The sequence below is a fragment of the Pedobacter ginsenosidimutans genome, from assembly GCF_001442625.1.
Lineage (GTDB): Bacteria > Bacteroidota > Bacteroidia > Sphingobacteriales > Sphingobacteriaceae > Pedobacter > Pedobacter ginsenosidimutans.
Genome location: NZ_LMZQ01000003.1, coordinates 87,949 through 103,606, shown reverse-complemented (window position 1 = coordinate 103,606; position 15,658 = coordinate 87,949). Strand labels below are relative to the sequence as shown.

At 38.2% G+C, this 15,658-nt stretch carries 13 protein-coding genes; 9 read left to right on the top strand and 4 right to left on the bottom strand.

What is annotated here, in order from left to right; genetic code table 11:
- The first annotated feature begins 54 nt into the window (after positions 1-54).
- From tilS to ASU31_RS04425, 5 genes are all read left to right on the top strand, one after another.
- Positions 55-1,386: a tRNA lysidine(34) synthetase TilS gene (gene tilS, locus ASU31_RS04445; protein WP_057931190.1), complete on the top strand. Its 1,332-nt coding sequence runs from the start codon at positions 55-57 to the stop codon at positions 1,384-1,386.
- Positions 1,387-1,875 (top strand): hypothetical protein, encoded by a 489-nt coding sequence (locus tag ASU31_RS04440; protein ID WP_029282618.1) that lies wholly within the window; start codon positions 1,387-1,389, stop codon positions 1,873-1,875.
- Between the two features lie 173 nt (positions 1,876-2,048).
- Positions 2,049-2,447 (top strand): GxxExxY protein, encoded by a 399-nt coding sequence (locus ASU31_RS04435; RefSeq protein ID WP_057931189.1) that lies wholly within the window; start codon positions 2,049-2,051, stop codon positions 2,445-2,447.
- A gap of 138 nt (positions 2,448-2,585) precedes the next feature.
- Positions 2,586-3,728, top strand: a complete 1,143-nt coding sequence (bshA, locus tag ASU31_RS04430; RefSeq protein ID WP_057931188.1) for an N-acetyl-alpha-D-glucosaminyl L-malate synthase BshA — start codon at positions 2,586-2,588, stop codon at positions 3,726-3,728.
- Between the two features lie 265 nt (positions 3,729-3,993).
- A complete protein-coding gene (locus ASU31_RS04425; RefSeq protein ID WP_029279950.1) occupies positions 3,994-4,440 on the top strand; it encodes a KTSC domain-containing protein in 447 nt (148 codons plus the stop codon).
- Between the two features lie 177 nt (positions 4,441-4,617).
- On the opposite strand, the gene ASU31_RS04420 is transcribed toward ASU31_RS04425, so the two are convergent.
- From ASU31_RS04420 to ASU31_RS04405, 4 genes are all read right to left on the bottom strand, one after another.
- Positions 4,618-5,337 (bottom strand): phytanoyl-CoA dioxygenase family protein, encoded by a 720-nt coding sequence (locus tag ASU31_RS04420; RefSeq protein ID WP_057931187.1) that lies wholly within the window; start codon positions 5,335-5,337, stop codon positions 4,618-4,620.
- A 4-nt stretch (positions 5,338-5,341) separates the two neighbouring features.
- Positions 5,342-5,836, bottom strand: coding sequence for an SRPBCC family protein (locus tag ASU31_RS04415; protein ID WP_057931186.1), 495 nt, complete (start codon positions 5,834-5,836; stop codon positions 5,342-5,344).
- 18 nt (positions 5,837-5,854) lie between these two features.
- Positions 5,855-6,964 (bottom strand): lactonase family protein, encoded by a 1,110-nt coding sequence (locus tag ASU31_RS04410; protein ID WP_057931185.1) that lies wholly within the window; start codon positions 6,962-6,964, stop codon positions 5,855-5,857.
- A 190-nt stretch (positions 6,965-7,154) separates the two neighbouring features.
- Positions 7,155-8,687 (bottom strand): pseudouridine synthase, encoded by a 1,533-nt coding sequence (locus tag ASU31_RS04405; protein ID WP_057931184.1) that lies wholly within the window; start codon positions 8,685-8,687, stop codon positions 7,155-7,157.
- A gap of 263 nt (positions 8,688-8,950) precedes the next feature.
- On the opposite strand from ASU31_RS04405, the gene ASU31_RS04400 reads away from it, so the two are divergent.
- The 4 genes from ASU31_RS04400 (at position 8,951) to ASU31_RS04385 (ending at position 15,544) form a co-directional block, all read left to right on the top strand.
- A complete protein-coding gene (locus ASU31_RS04400; protein ID WP_057931183.1) occupies positions 8,951-9,733 on the top strand; it encodes a lytic transglycosylase domain-containing protein in 783 nt (260 codons plus the stop codon).
- A gap of 476 nt (positions 9,734-10,209) precedes the next feature.
- Entirely contained in the window at positions 10,210-11,256 is a 1,047-nt protein-coding gene (locus tag ASU31_RS04395) for a ferredoxin--NADP reductase (protein ID WP_057931182.1), read from the top strand.
- A gap of 391 nt (positions 11,257-11,647) precedes the next feature.
- Complete coding sequence (uvrA, locus tag ASU31_RS04390) at positions 11,648-14,545, top strand: excinuclease ABC subunit UvrA (protein WP_057931181.1); 2,898 nt, start codon at positions 11,648-11,650, stop codon at positions 14,543-14,545.
- Between the two features lie 231 nt (positions 14,546-14,776).
- Positions 14,777-15,544 carry a TatD family hydrolase gene (locus ASU31_RS04385; RefSeq protein ID WP_057931180.1) on the top strand — a complete coding sequence of 256 codons (768 nt, stop codon included), beginning with the start codon at positions 14,777-14,779 and terminating at the stop codon, positions 15,542-15,544.
- The last annotated feature ends 114 nt before the right edge of the window (positions 15,545-15,658 follow it).

Here is a 15,658-nt window from a genome sequence, read left to right as displayed (position 1 = left end):
AGTTTTTTGTTCCGAACGTTCGGAATACCAGTTAAAATTAAATATTTTTGGTGGATGTTACCCGTAAAACAATTTCAGGATTTTATTGAACAGCAACAGCTGTTTGTTCGGGCTAACAAGATCCTTTTGGCCGTAAGTGGGGGAAAAGATTCGGTATTAATGTTGCATTTGTTTAAAGCAATAGGCGTTGATATTGGTGTGGCACATTGTAATTTTAATTTAAGGGCTGATGAAGCACAACGTGATGAAAGTTTTGTTGCGCTACTGGCCAAAAATTTAGGATTACCTTTTTATGTAACGCATTTTGATACCAAAAAATATGCGGCCGAAAATAAAATTTCTACCCAGATGGCAGCGCGCGATCTGCGCTATAACTGGTTTGAAGAAATTAGGCGTAAAGAAGGCTACGATTATATAGCCCTGGCTCAACACCAGAACGATGCGGTAGAAACCGTACTCATTAACCTTACCCGTGGCACAGGCATAAGCGGATTGCATGGCATTTTACCTAAACGTGATTTACTGATCAGACCCTTGCTCTTTTTAAACCGACAGCAGATTGATGAAATTGTAAGGACTAATAACATCGATTTTGTAGAGGATAGCTCGAACGCAAGTACGAATTATACAAGGAATAAAATCAGACTACAGGTAGTACCGCATTTGCAGGAAATTAACCCTAACCTCGAAAAAACATTTGCCGAAAATATCTCGCGCTTTGCTGAATTGGAGACTTTTTTAAATATCCAGGTTCAAAAACTTGCAAATAGAATCCTAAATAAAAGAAGTGATGGCATTTATATCCCTTTGGAAGAGGTTTCGAAGTTAAACCCGCAAAAGCTCTTGCTTTACGAGTTACTTAAGACTTTTAATTTTGGCGAAAATGTTGTAGAGGAAATTTTAGACAGTTTAAGGGCTTTAAGTGGTACACATTTTTTTAGCGCCACACATCAGGCCATTATCAATAGACGTGATCTGGTTATTGTTGAGAAAAATACATCGGTTACATCCAATCAGTTTATCCACCCAACAACTGAAAACATTGCTTTTGCTAATGATGAAATTTCGTTGACGCTTACAGATGAAGTGAAATTCGAAATTAATTCGAATAAAGCGTTTGTAAATGCTGATAAATTAATTTTCCCTTTGGTGTTGAGGAACTGGCAAAATGGAGATAAATTTATTCCATTGGGTATGCGTAATCCCAAAAAAGTGAGCGATTATTTTATCGACGAGAAAGTTCCCCTACATTTGAAAAGCGTTACACCGATTTTGGTTAACGGCAATGGTGAAATTGTTTGGATTGCCGGTATGCGGCAGGATAACCGATATAAATTAACTACAGCAACAAAAAAAGTTGCTATATTCGAACTCAAAATTAAATAAGTGGAAAGCAAATACGCCTATATCGAAAAACAGTACATCGGACGTGATTATGTTCGTATTTTCATTAGGCTTATTATGGCTGCGTTCTGTTTTGCAGCCTATGTTTATGAGCGCGATCGTGACAATACGCAAGACTTGTTCCTTGTTGTAGGCTTTGGGATCATCGGTGTTTCTATGCTTTTGCTTTTCCTGATCCAGTACAAAATTGTAGTAGATAATGGCAGCATGATTTTGGATGGTCTTTGGACGACCAAACGTGTTAAGATAGACCTGAACAGTATTGTTGATGTTCGTAAGGCGACTTATAGCCGTTATTTTTTCAATAATCCGGTTTATAATCTGCACACAAAAGGTACGATCCGTTTTTATTCATCGGGTAAAGATGCAGTTGTTTTAACCGATCGCGATGGCTTGGAATATTTTATTGGTACCCAAAGGCCTAATGAACTTTTCCTTGTAATAAAAGAAGAAATGAGAAACCTAAAATAATTATTTAGGGAGAAATTTCCTCAATTTTCCTCATCTTACATTTTAGTGATTTCTATGTTACCTGTTATTAAAGGTTACATGAGGTTTTTTGATTTGGCATTTTAATTGAAAGTTTGCTGATATAAGGGAGGATGTTTTAGCCGCAGATTCGCAGATTAAATAAACTTATATTTATGGGAGATTCATATAGTGATATTGATTATCCTTTTCAGGAAGAATGTTATTTGTTAATTGGAATTATGATGGAAATACATCGTATTTTGGGGAAAGGATTTTCAGAAATTGTCTACAAAGATGCGCTAGAATTCGAACTTAGGAATAGAAATATCAATTACGAAAGAGAGAGAGAATTTTCTGTAAATTACAAAGGAACTATACTTAAACATAAATTTTATGCTGATTTTGTTGTCGATGATAAGGTTATTATCGAGGTGAAATCTAAATCTGAGTTGATAAATGAACATTATGCACAAGTTTTGAATTATCTGGCTATATCAAAACTAGGAATAGGTTTGTTAATTAATTTTAATGAGAAATCTTTGCAGTACAAAAGAATCATTAGAAGCTATTAAGCTTCAATTTTCGAATTGAAATTAATCTGCGAATCTGCGGCAATTGTTCTCGAAAAGCTATCTGTTTTTATTGCAATAAGCCGACACGCATTATAGATTAAAATCGGGTACATTTGCGATAACAACAATACATGTACAATGAAGATAGGAATTGTTTGCTACCCCACTTTTGGCGGTAGTGGAGTAGTTGCAACAGAACTTGGTAAAGCACTTGCTAACGAGGGACATCAGGTTCACTTTATTACTTATAGTCAGCCTGCCAGGCTCGATTTCTTTTCTGCCAACCTGTTTTATCACGAGGTTTCGGTAAGAGATTATCCACTTTTTGATTACGCTCCTTACGAATCGGCTCTGGCCAGCAAACTGGTAGATGTTGTCCGTTTTGAACAATTGGATGTATTACACGTTCATTATGCCATTCCACATGCTTCTGCAGCTTTTATGGCGAAACAGATTTTGGCAAGTTATGGCATTCATATTCCGGTGGTAACTACTTTGCATGGTACCGATATTACTTTGGTGGGTAAAGATCCAACTTATAAACCTGTGGTTACCTTTTCTATTAATCAAAGCGATGGTGTAACTACAGTATCGGAAGATTTAAAAGAAGATACTTATAATCACTTCGAGATTACAAAGGAAATTAAGGTAATCCCAAATTTTATAGATTTTTCGCGCTTCAGTTTACAGGCAAAAGGTCACTTCAAAAAAGCAATTGCACCAAATAACGAAAGGATTTTAATCCACACCAGTAATTTCAGGAAAGTAAAACGTACGGCTGATGTGATTAGGATTTTCGAAAAAGTACAAGCGGTTATTCCATCAAAACTATTAATGGTAGGCGATGGACCTGAGCGTGCTTATGATGAGCAGCTTTGCAGATCGTTAAATATTTGTGAAAATGTAAGGTTTTTAGGTAAGCAGGATGCGGTAGAAGAAATCTTATCGGTTTCAGATCTTTTCTTAATGCCATCAGAATCTGAAAGCTTCGGTTTGGCTGCGTTAGAGGCAATGGCTTGTAAAGTGCCGGCAATTACTACAAACGCCGGTGGGCTGCCTGAGCTTAATGTTGACGGATTTTGTGGCTACATGAGCAATGTTGGGGATGTAGACGCGATGGCCGCTCATGCTATTGAAATATTAAAAGATGATGAAACTTTGAATCGTTTCAAAGAAAATGCTTTTGCAAGGGCACAAGATTTTGACCTGAAAAAGATCCTACCTGTTTATGTTAACTATTATAAGGAAGTAATCGAAAACTCATTACAGGCTAAATATTAACAAATTAAGGCTTACGTTATTTTAACCACAGATAGAAAGGATGCAAACAGATGAAATCCGTGTTTATCTGTGTGCATCTGTTGTTAAAAACTTAAGTAAGATACAGGAGAACTTGTTAGTTGATGATTCATATCAGCAATATTTAATAAAAGTAAACTTTCTCAAAATCAAATGATTATAAATCGTATCTTTGCGGCTTGAAACGGTTTTGCAGATAAAGATCCCTGAAATCATTTCGACAAAATTAAAAAAGAGGTTATCCCAAATGAAGAAAATAGTTGATTACAGAAAGCTTTTGAGCGTAGATAAAAATGCTGAGTTAAAAGAGCTTAAATCTGTGTACCGCACATTGATGAAAGATTGTCACCCTGATAAATTTCAGCAGGAAGAAGAGAAATTAGATGCAGAAGCTAGAAGTAAAGAAATTATCGAAGCTTACCATTTCCTGGTAAGTATTGCGCCAGAAACACGCGAACAGAATATCGAAACGTACACGCAAACTACAACATTATCGAATATTCAGGATTTCGAATACAAACAACAGGTTTTAAATATCCAGTTTTTTGATGGAAGTGCTTACGAATATTTCGATGTGCCAAAAGCAATTTACGTAAAATTGGTTAACGCCGATTCTCCGGGCCGTTTTGCCCGCAGACATATCTTTAATGAATTCCCCTATCGCAATGTAGCCAGAGTTGCAGAGCCCGCATAAAATTGCTAAATACAATATTTAGAATGGCCTCAATGCAAATTGGGGCCATTTTTTTTGTTTTTTCGGGTCGTCATACTGAACTTGTTTCAGTATCTATCAGGCTATAAGATCCTGAGTTAAACTCAGAATGACGATCGCTTGGTGAGTTCCACTGTATTGAGCTTGTTTCAGTGTCTATCACATTAAACTCAAATATTCAGACCACTTCAACTCCTTTGGCAATATTTTGTTGCTAAACTCTAAATGAATTACCCTTCTTTTTTTATTGTTGCTTGTTCTGCCCGAACTATGGAGCAGCAGTGGTTTCATAATCATCACACCGCCTCTTTCTACGTTGCAACTCATTTCTTTTTCTACATTCCAGTCGATTGTTTCGGGACGGTAAATGCCTTTACTGTGTGAATTGGCAATTACTTTTAATGCACCGTTCTCCTCGTTGGTATCGTCGAGATGAATGCGGACGGTGAAATTGCTTTCAAGTATATCAATCGGAGGCTGTACGGCAAACTGCTTGTGTTTGTTAGTATACGGACCAAATCCGGCTATTTCCACTTTCTGATTAACTGAAATTGTTAAATCCTGATGATAGGAAACAAACCAATTTGAAGTTTCGGGTTTGTCGAAATAGATCGATTTGACAAGAAAATAATCTTCACCAAAAACCCCTTTTACGATATGTTTGAGTTTGCCATTAAAAATAAGGTCGATTGTTTCTGGAACTTCTTTTAAAAATTGACGTATCGCAAAAAGATCGTCCGATTTTCTAAAGGTTTCTTTTGTCGAATCTGTCCTGTTAATCGCTGCGAGGATATCTTCAACTTCCTGGTCTGTAAATACATCATCTATCACCGAAAATCCTAATTCCTGAATTTCTTTTGACTTCACCGCTAAATCCATTACCTCAATTGTTCAGCATAGGTTTAAAGCGGTTGTCTTTGTTCCTTAAGTCCAAACCACCTTCATAAACAGATTTTAGATTAACCAAATAGAAACTCCAGCCGTTGTGACAACCTAAGCGAATGTTTCTTTTTGCATTGTCATCCAAGGGAATATTCTTTTGAGTCAACTCCACAATTACATATTCAAACTCTTCTTTGAGTTTAATGTCGACCAAACATTCGCCTGCAAAAGTAAATTGAAGTTCATCTTTGCCATTGGCTTCAGTTATGCTCCCTTTTTCAATATCATCATAGAGATACCAGATCCATTTGTATTTATCGCCTTTCAATACGTTTTGCGTTTTGTTGAGCAATACGCTGTTCTCATCAGAGAATTCCGCATCGCTTAAAAACCATTTTTCGATTTCGCTGGCTTTTGTCCAGGCATTATACATGTCTTCAAGTTTCGCTTTAACAGCAATCTTGATGGTGAATCTGGTCCAATCGAAGTTTTCCATTGGCTTAATTTTAGGTGATTAATTGAAAACCAAACAAACTGGCGCGCCAACATCAATGCGTTTGCCGCTATCGGTTAATTTACCAGTGGTTTTATTTCGGTTAAAAATAACGATGTTGTTGGTGTATTGGTGGCCGATCAATAAAAATTTTCCAGTCGGATCAATCGCGAAGTTTCTTGGTCCTTTACCCAGTGTGCTTACCGTTTCGATGAATTTTAATTTTCCCGTAGGCAGAATTGAAAAGGCAGAAATGCTATTGGCATCTCCGCGGTTGGTTTCGTAAAGGAATTTTCCATCAGCCGAAACATGGATGTCGGCACCATCAATTTTTCCGCTAAAATCTTTCGGCGTAGTACCAATTTCCTGGATTTTGGTTAAGCTTCCATTCGAATAAGCGAAAACGGTTATGCTGCCATTAAATTCGTGCGCTAAATAAGCAAATTTTCCATTCGGACTAAAAGTGATGTGCCTCGGGCCAGTGCCTGCAGTGGTTTTAATTACCGACTTAACGGTTAATATTTTTTCTTTTGAGGTAGGGTTATAGTTGTAAACATAAGTTTGATCTTCGCCCAGATCGTTAACAATTAAATACTTGTGATCTGGCGTAAATTTAACCATATGCACGTGTGCGCTTTCTTGTCTGCCTTTAGGGTCAATACTTTTTCCAGTATGCTTGATCGTTTGTAAAGCTTCGGTTAAGGCGCCATCAGCCTTGCGTGCGAATACCGCTAAACTGCCCCCGCTATAATTGGCTACAATTACATTTTTGGCATCAACGGTAATAAAACAAGGATCAGCACCGTGACTGTCAACTTTGTTTAAAAAAGTTAAATCGCCTGTTTTGGCATCATATTTAAATGCGCTTACCGTACTTGTTGCTCCGGTTTCATTAACCACGTATACAAATTTCTGATCCGGAGAAACAGCCAGATAACTTGGGTTAGCTGTATTTTTTGTGATGCTTTTTACCGTTGTGGCTGCAGTTGAAGTATTAAAGTTGTAAGTATAGATCCCTTCGCTTTTTCCCGGTGCGGTATAGGTGCCAACAATGAGGTTGTAATTGGTTTTTTGAGCGAAGCTAAGGGTCGAAAATATAGAAAGTATAAGCAATGAACTGAGTTTTTTCATGAAAATATGGTGTTGATTAACAAATATAAAGAAAGTTGGCCACGGAAGCCCAGAAAACATGGAACATGTTTCTTAATTATCGCCTGGGGACGATGGGAGGGGGCTCTGCGAACTTTGTGCTTTTCTCTGTGCACTTTGTGGTAAAAAATAGCAATACAAAAAAAGGCAACCATTGGTTGCCTTTTACATATTATTTTATCAGATGTTTAATCTGGATCAATTCATGATCTTCAAGATAGCGCCATCTACCACGAGGTAAATCTTTCTTGGTTAAATTGCCATATACAACACGGTCTAATTTTTCTACATTGTAACCCAGGTGTTCGAAAATACGACGAACAATTCTGTTTTTACCGCTGTGGATCTGGATGCCGATTTCTTTTTTGGTTCCACCCGCAACGTAAGAAATGTTATCCGGTTTAATCAATCCGTCTTCCAGCTCTAAACCAAAAGCAATTTTGTTTAAATCGCCTTGTGATAAAGCTTTATCCAACTCAATATTGTAAATTTTGGTGATACCGTTTTTAGGATGTGATAATTTATCTGCTAAATCACCATCGTTTGTCATCAACAACAAACCTGTTGTATTACGGTCTAAACGGCCAACTGGGTAAATACGCTCGCGGCTCGCTTTGTCAACCAATTGCATTACCGTACGGCGTTCTTGTGGATCGTCGGTAGTGGTGATGTAATCTTTTGGTTTGTTTAATAAAACGTAAACTTTTTTCTCGCGTTTCAATAGCTCGCCATTATAGCGTACTAAATCTTTTGCAGGGTCAACTTTATGCCCTAATTCTGTAATGGCTTCTCCGTTTACGGTAATAATGCCGGCAGCAATTAGCTCATCAGCTTTACGGCGAGAGCAGATACCTGCATTTGAAATATATCTGTTAAGGCGAATTAAGCCTTTATCTTCATTTGTTTTGCGGCCTTGGGCAATTACAGTGCGCTCAGGGCGGTTAAATTCTGTATCTCTTGGCTGGGCATTCTCGCGTTTTCTAAACGGACGGGTGTCGCCTTCCCTCGGTTCTCTGGGTTTTACATCTCTTGAACTTCCAGCACTTGGCTTGAAATCATCAGATTTGCCTCTTGATTTGTAATCTTTATAGCCGCCTTCTCTCGGTTTGAAATCTCTTGATCCACCATCTTTCGACTTAAAATCACGGTCGCCAGTTCTTGGTTTGTAATCTCTTGATCCGCCTTCTCTAGGTTTAAAGTCGCGGTCGCCAGTTCTCGGTTTAAAATCTCTCGAATCTCCATCCTTAGATCTGAAATCGCGTTCTCCTGTTCTTGGCTTATAATCTCTTGCACCACCTTCTCTTGGTTTAAAATCTCTATCTCCTGTTCTCGGTTTGTAGTCTCTTGATCCTCCTTCTCTTGATTTGAAGCTGCGGTCTTCTGATTTTGAGTTGTTATCTTTTGATTTAAACTCGCGGTCTCCAAATTTGAATCCCTTTGACTCTCCATCTTTCGATTTAAAATCACGGTCTCCTGTTCTTGGCCTGAAGTCTTTTTTGTCTCCGAAAGATTTTGATTTGAAATCTTTACCCTCTGAGCTTCTAGGTTTGAAGCCGTCTTTAGAATCGGATGATTTTTTGAATTTGCTGTCTTTGTCGTCTGATCTTCTTCTGTCAGACCCGGCTGAACTGCTTCTGCCTTCTGTTTTTCGACTGCCTGGTTTGGACTTGTCATCCCGACTGTTCCTGTTGTTTTTATTTATCATGATACGCTTTTAACCACATTAAAAATGCGGGTTGCAAATTTATGAAAAATTGATGAACATAACAATTTTAAGAGCGGAAAAATTAGATAAAAAAATAGCCTCCAAAATAGGAAAATTTGGATTAAAATCAAAATTTAAAATCCACGTTTAAAGCGCTTTAAGGGCTGATTTTGGGGGTTATTTTTGTAACTATTTGATAATGTGATCATTATTTTTTACCTTTGCCAACGTTTTTATATAAGTTCACCAAAAAAAGGAGGAAGATGTTAAAGAAACACATCGTACCATTTGCGGTAGTGGCAACACTATTTATCTTGGCAAAAGTGTTCGCTTACCAAATGCCCTTAGCACAAAAAAGTCTTTTAAAAGAAGAAAAATTAAACACTACAATACCCAAATCTGATAGCCTGGAAGTTGAAAATGCGGAAAAGCCGCTATCTTTAATGGCACAGTTAAATTTTGCAGAAGAAACCCTGCCATTAGGCGATAAAAAGGTAGAACGCAAAATGAAAAAAATCCTTGCAGCACACACTTACGGTAATACACAAACCAATAAATTGCATGCAAAAGCAGCAAAATGGTTTCCCGTAATTGAGCCCATTCTCGCTGCGTACGGAATTCCTAACGATTTTAAGTATTTGGCATTAGTCGAATCTGGAATGGCAGAAGGAGTTTCTCCAAAAGGTGCAGCCGGAATCTGGCAGTTTATGCCTGGCACAGCCCGTACCTATGGATTAAGAGTAAACGGAAATGTTGATGAACGCTATAATCTGCGTAAATCGACCATCGCTGCCTGTAAATACATTAAAGAAATGTATAAAGGTTTAGAAAGCTGGACATTGGTAGCTGCGGCTTACAATGTTGGCGACGGACGCCTGCGCAAGCAGATCAATAATCAAAATCAGGATAATTACTACAAAATGAAGCTGAACCGCGAAACGGGTGGCTATGTTTATAAAGTGATTTCTATGAAACAGATTATGGAACACCCGAAACGTTACGGTTACGAAAAACCGAGAGTATTATTGGCCTACAACGCCGAATAATATAATAATTAAGATAAAGACAAGCATTTGGTAAGGCGTCCCGGTTGTAAATCGGGACGCTTTTTTTTGGAAAGTGATTACACGGATTGTTGGATTACACAGATTTGTTTTTTACTAAACGCTAACCCCTAAGCGTTTTTTTAGGAATTATTGATTGATACGAGAATTTTCTCCGCATCACGCTAACCGATGGCAGATAAACCAATGAACTTTATCGCCACGCAAAAACAGATTAACACGGAATAGTTTTACCATATAAGAAATAGAAGGTCATTTAAGTGCATGTGTGTCCAAATACATTGGTCATTATCATACGTTTTTCATTATTATCAAACACAAACTTGTCTGACCAATGTTTTCCCTAAACCCTAAACCCTAAACCCTAAACCCTAAACCCTAAACCCTAAACCCTAAATCATGCTAACTAATGACCAATGAACGATTGAACTAATAAATCAATTTCCTTTCTTTGTGTTATGTTCAAACTGCGCATCAATAAAATCATCAATCAACCTGGCGATAACATTACCTTTCAATTTGAGGAGGTGGATGAACAATATCCGAAGTATTTAGCTGGTCAGTTTATTTCATTGATTTTTCAGGGAAAACATAAGGAAATAAGGCGATCATATTCTTTTAACAGCTCGCCTGATGTAGATGAGCCTTTGGCGATTACAGTGAAAAGGGTAGAGAATGGAGAGATTTCGAGATTTTTACATCATAAAACTTCTGTAAACGATATTCTTTTAGCGCAAGAGCCTCAAGGGATGTTTAGCTATATTCCTGATGAAAATCTGGAGCGTGATCTTTTTCTATTCGCTGCGGGGGTGGGGATTACACCATTATTCTCAATTTTGAAAACGGCATTGGTACGTGAGAAAAAATCGTTGGTTACGCTGGTATATAGCAACCGGTCGATGGAAGATGCATTATTTTATGACGAGCTGAACGAATGGCAAAAGAAATATCCGGATAGATTAAAGATTGTTTGGGTTTTTAGCAATAGTAAAAACTTAATGACGGCCCGCTTAAACAAATTCTATATCGAAAAACTACTCAAGGAACATTTGCATTTTGATCGGAATGATGCGCTGTTTTACAGTTGTGGCCCGATAATTTATATGGATTTATGTCGGATCACCTTGCTGGGTATGGGTTTCGATATCAAACAGATTAAAAGAGAAACTTTTGTATTACCGGAAGATGAGGTGGATGAGGATGATGGTTCGGCAGAAAAAGCCGTCGATAAAAATACTTACTCGGTAATTTTAAATTTTAGAGGGGAAATTTATAACCTCGAAGTGCCCTGGCCAAAAAGAATTTTAGATGTTGCGTTGGAAAATAAGATCAAACTTCCGTATAGCTGCCGTGGAGGAGTATGCAGTACCTGCGTAGCCAATTGCACTAAAGGTGGAGTAAGAATGGATTATAACGAAGTACTTACCGATGATGAATTGGAAAGAGGCAGGGTTTTGGTGTGTACCGGGCACCCGACTGAGAATGGAACAACGATAGAGTGGTAGGTTAGTTCATTAGCCATTGGTTCATTGGTTAGCATGGTGCCCGCTTTGCGTCGTCATCTCGAGCGGAGAGCAGCGGAGTCGAGAGATCTTTTAAAGATGTTTATTAGGTTGCATTGGGTAAGGGGCTTAAAAGCTTTAAAAGTTCTCTAAAAATACAAAACCATTTTATCATTTACAGCGTTTGTGAAGTATGGCGAAAACTTTTTTTAGCCTTTTAATCTGTCTCTTCTGTTTACCTCTGATTTCCTACGAAATAGAAGTCGACATTATGACAATTAATCCTTAATCAAGATTGGTTTTGACTTTCATTTTGATAAAATTTTTAGCATTTTTGCGGATTGAAATTTTGTCTTTTTAAAGACTCGATTTTGCCTCCAACTTTAAATAAAATATGAGCAATAAATCTATCGACCTCGGCGAGCAAAAAGATGTAGAAGTATATGGTGCGAGGGTACATAATTTAAAGAATATAGATGTAAGTTTTCCGCGCAATCAGCTTGTTGTTATAACAGGTTTAAGTGGTAGCGGTAAATCATCACTGGCTTTTGATACCATTTATGCGGAAGGACAGCGCCGGTATATGGAAACATTTAGCGCTTACAGCCGCCAGTTTATGGGAGGGATGGAGCGCCCGGATGTAGATAAGGTTTCGGGACTGAGCCCGGTTATTGCCATTGAGCAAAAAACCACCAGCAAAAACCCGCGCTCTACCGTGGGTACCATTACTGAGATCTACGATTTTATGCGTTTGCTTTATGCACGTGTTGCCGATGCCTATTCGTACAATACTGGCGAGAAGATGGAGCGGATGAGTGAAGATCAGATCCTGCAGAATATCTTCAATAAATTTGATGGTGTTGCAGTAAATATTCTTGCACCTGTTGTTAAAGGTAGAAAGGGGCATTACCGCGAACTTTTTGAGCAGATCCGTAAACAGGGTTATGTAAAAGTTCGTGTGGATGGAGAAATAAGGGATATTTCTGCTAAAATGCAGGTAGACCGTTATAAAATTCACGATATCGAAGTGGTGATTGATCGCTTGATTATTGATGTAAAGGATAAAAAACGCCTTTTAGATTCGCTACAGATTGCGATGAAAATGGGTAAGGGAGTAATCAAAATCAGCGATAAAGATAATAACGTTGCACATTTTAGTAAGTTTTTAATGTGCCCAACCACGGGTATTTCTTACGATGAACCTCAACCGAACAGTTTTTCATTCAATTCTCCATATGGTGCCTGCGAGCGTTGCGATGGTTTAGGCTATATCTTTGTAGTGGATAAAGAATCGGTGATCCCGAATCCAAAACTGAGTATTTTAAATGGTGGTTTGGCTCCATTAGGCGAATATCGTGATATTTGGATGTTCCAGGTATTAAAAGCATTAGCCAAAAAATATAGTTTCTCACTTTCAACCCCGATCGAAAAGTTAAGCGATGAAGTAATAAACATCATCTTAAACGGTACGCCCGATCTGATCAAGGTTGAGGTAGAATACAATAAATGGAACGTTCAAAATTATAATATCACTTTTGATGGTATTATTAAAATGCTCGAAGAGCAGAATGAAAAGAGAAATGAATCTGCATCAGATGATATGGACGAATTCAGGAAACTGAAAACCTGTCCGGAGTGTCATGGTGCCCGTTTGAAAAAAGAAAGCCTACACTTTAAAGTTGATGGCAAAAATATTTTCGAACTGTCATCAATGGATATTTTCAACCTGAACATCTGGTTCGAAAAAGTAGATGAACGCCTTAGCGACCGTCAGAATATTATTGCAAAAGAAATTTTAAAAGAGATTAAAGCCAGGATCGGTTTCTTAACAGATGTTGGTTTAACCTATTTAACGCTAGATAGAACAGCCAGGACACTTTCTGGTGGCGAGGCGCAACGGATCCGTTTGGCTACACAGATCGGTTCGCAGTTGATGAATGTAATGTATATCCTCGATGAGCCAAGTATCGGTTTGCATCAACGCGATAACGAACGTTTGATCAATGCGCTGAAGAATCTCCGTGATCTCGGAAATACCGTTTTAGTGGTAGAGCATGATAAGGATATGATTCTGGAGGCCGATTGGGTAATTGATGTTGGCCCAGGAGCAGGTATTCACGGCGGAACGGTAGTTGCAGAAGGAACAGCTGCACAGATTCTGAAATCGAACACGCTAACTGCAGATTACCTCAACGGCAAAAAGAAAATTGAAACGCCAAAAACCCGCAGAAAGGGCAATGGGCATAAATTATCGATTGTTAAAGCCACCGGACATAATTTAAAAGAGGTTTCAGTAGATTTTCCTTTAGGTAAATTTATTGCCGTAACCGGAGTTTCGGGCAGTGGTAAATCGAGTTTGATTACAGAAACCTTATATCCGATTTTAAATCATCATTTCTTTAGGGCGAAAAAACAACCTTTGCCTTATGAGAAAATTAACGGATTAAAAGAAATAGATAAGGTGATTGAAATCGATCAGGCACCTATTGGCAGAACACCCCGTTCTAATCCATCTACTTATACCGGAGTTTTCTCCGATATCAGAAATTTATTTGTACAGTTGCCTGAGGCAAAAATTCGTGGCTACAAACCAGGCCGTTTCTCTTTTAATGTAAAAGGTGGTCGTTGCGAAACCTGTCAGGGCGCTGGTTTAAAGGTGATTGAAATGAATTTCTTGCCTGATGTACAGGTGCCTTGTGAAGAATGTGGCGGAAAAAGATATAACAGGGAAACCTTAGAAGTTCGTTTCCGCGGAAAATCGATCAGTGATGTGCTTGATATGAGTATCGAAGATGCTTGTAATTTCTTTGAAAATATCCCGATCATCTATAGGAAGATCAAAACATTGAAAGATGTTGGTTTAGGTTATATCACTTTGGGGCAATCGTCGGTTACTTTATCAGGTGGCGAGGCGCAGCGGGTTAAACTGGCTACAGAGCTTTCTAAAAAAGATACAGGGAAAACATTTTATATTTTAGATGAGCCTACCACCGGACTTCATTTCGAAGATATTAATGTGCTTTTAGGGGTATTGCAAGAGCTGGTTGATAAAGGAAATACGATTTTGGTAATCGAACATAATTTAGATGTAGTTAAAGTAGCCGATTGGGTAATCGATTTAGGTGAAGAAGGCGGTGCTGGTGGCGGAAGAATTTTATTCGAAGGCACACCAGAAGGTTTAATCCAGAATCCAATTAGTTTAACCGGAAAGTTTTTGAAAAAGGAAATGGCTTTAGAGTCCGAGTTCAGCAGTCTGAAGTTGGAGGTCAAAGCGTCTAAGAAGAAGAAATAGTCCGAGGTTGGAGGTTCACGCATCATTCGTCACCTGATCCGATAGCTATCGGATTTGTTTCAGGGTCTTTATGTACAAATAAATTTGTCATCCTGAGCCTGTCGAAGGACCTGCTTAAATTTGCGTTAAGTGTTTCGACAAGCTCAACATGACAAATTCGAGTTCAGATTAACCTTAGCAATACATTTATGAATTCATAACCTAACCTCTAACCCATTTTACATTATAAACATGCTTTTCACCGATACCCATACCCATTTATATTACGAGCAGGATGCTGAGAAACAAGCGCAGTTAATGGAGCGTTGTTTTGAGAATAACGTTAACCGTTTGTTTTTGCCAAATGTTGATGTAAAATCAATTGCTATGATTGATGATCTGGTGGCAAAATATCCGGCAAATTGTTTTGCAATGGCGGGTTTACACCCCTGCGATGTGAAGGAAGATTATCTTGCAAAATTGGACGAAATCTACAATAGCACTTCCGGTCGGAAAATTTATGCCATTGGCGAGATCGGGATAGATCTGTATTGGGATAAAACTACTTTGGCCATTCAACAAGATGCTTTTCGTAAACAGATCGGCTGGGCAAAAGATTTGGGTTTGCCGATTGTGATCCATTGTCGTGAAGCTTTTGATGAGGTTTTCGAGTTACTGGAAAGTGAAAGGGACGAAAAACTGCGCGGAATATTTCATTGTTTTACGGGTAATTTAGCGCATGCTAAACAGGCCATCGATTTAAATTTCTATTTAGGCATTGGTGGTGTGGTTACCTATAAAAAAGCTGGATTGGATCTGGTATTGTCAGAGATTCCTTTGGCTAATCTGGTTTTAGAAACAGATTCACCTTATTTGGCTCCAGTTCCTTTCCGTGGAAAACCCAATGAAAGCAGTTATTTAATTTATGTTGCCCAAAAACTGACTGATATTTATGGTGTTTCTATTGAAGAAATTGCAGATGTAACCACTGAGAATTCGAAGAAAATTTTCGGGGTTTAAACATCAATTTTTTGCTAGGCCGTCATGCTGAATTTATTTCAGCATCTTTCCTATCAGGATCCTGAAACAAATTACTAATGACAGATTCTGACGGAAGATCGTCTTTCCCGCGCA

What these genes read in the sequence shown, in the direction of transcription:
- tilS (WP_057931190.1), top strand. Translation starts at nt 55, where the DNA reads ATGTTACCCGTAAAACAATTTCAGGATTTTATTGAACAGCAACAGCTG.
- ASU31_RS04435 (WP_057931189.1), top strand. Translation starts at nt 2,049, where the DNA reads ATGGGAGATTCATATAGTGATATTGATTATCCTTTTCAGGAAGAATGT.
- bshA (WP_057931188.1), top strand. Translation starts at nt 2,586, where the DNA reads ATGAAGATAGGAATTGTTTGCTACCCCACTTTTGGCGGTAGTGGAGTA.
- ASU31_RS04425 (WP_029279950.1), top strand. Translation starts at nt 3,994, where the DNA reads ATGAAGAAAATAGTTGATTACAGAAAGCTTTTGAGCGTAGATAAAAAT.
- ASU31_RS04420 (WP_057931187.1), bottom strand. Translation starts at nt 5,337, where the DNA reads ATGGATTTAGCGGTGAAGTCAAAAGAAATTCAGGAATTAGGATTTTCG.
- ASU31_RS04415 (WP_057931186.1), bottom strand. Translation starts at nt 5,836, where the DNA reads ATGGAAAACTTCGATTGGACCAGATTCACCATCAAGATTGCTGTTAAA.
- ASU31_RS04410 (WP_057931185.1), bottom strand. Translation starts at nt 6,964, where the DNA reads ATGAAAAAACTCAGTTCATTGCTTATACTTTCTATATTTTCGACCCTT.
- ASU31_RS04405 (WP_057931184.1), bottom strand. Translation starts at nt 8,687, where the DNA reads ATGATAAATAAAAACAACAGGAACAGTCGGGATGACAAGTCCAAACCA.
- ASU31_RS04400 (WP_057931183.1), top strand. Translation starts at nt 8,951, where the DNA reads ATGTTAAAGAAACACATCGTACCATTTGCGGTAGTGGCAACACTATTT.
- ASU31_RS04395 (WP_057931182.1), top strand. Translation starts at nt 10,210, where the DNA reads ATGTTCAAACTGCGCATCAATAAAATCATCAATCAACCTGGCGATAAC.
- uvrA (WP_057931181.1), top strand. Translation starts at nt 11,648, where the DNA reads ATGAGCAATAAATCTATCGACCTCGGCGAGCAAAAAGATGTAGAAGTA.
- ASU31_RS04385 (WP_057931180.1), top strand. Translation starts at nt 14,777, where the DNA reads ATGCTTTTCACCGATACCCATACCCATTTATATTACGAGCAGGATGCT.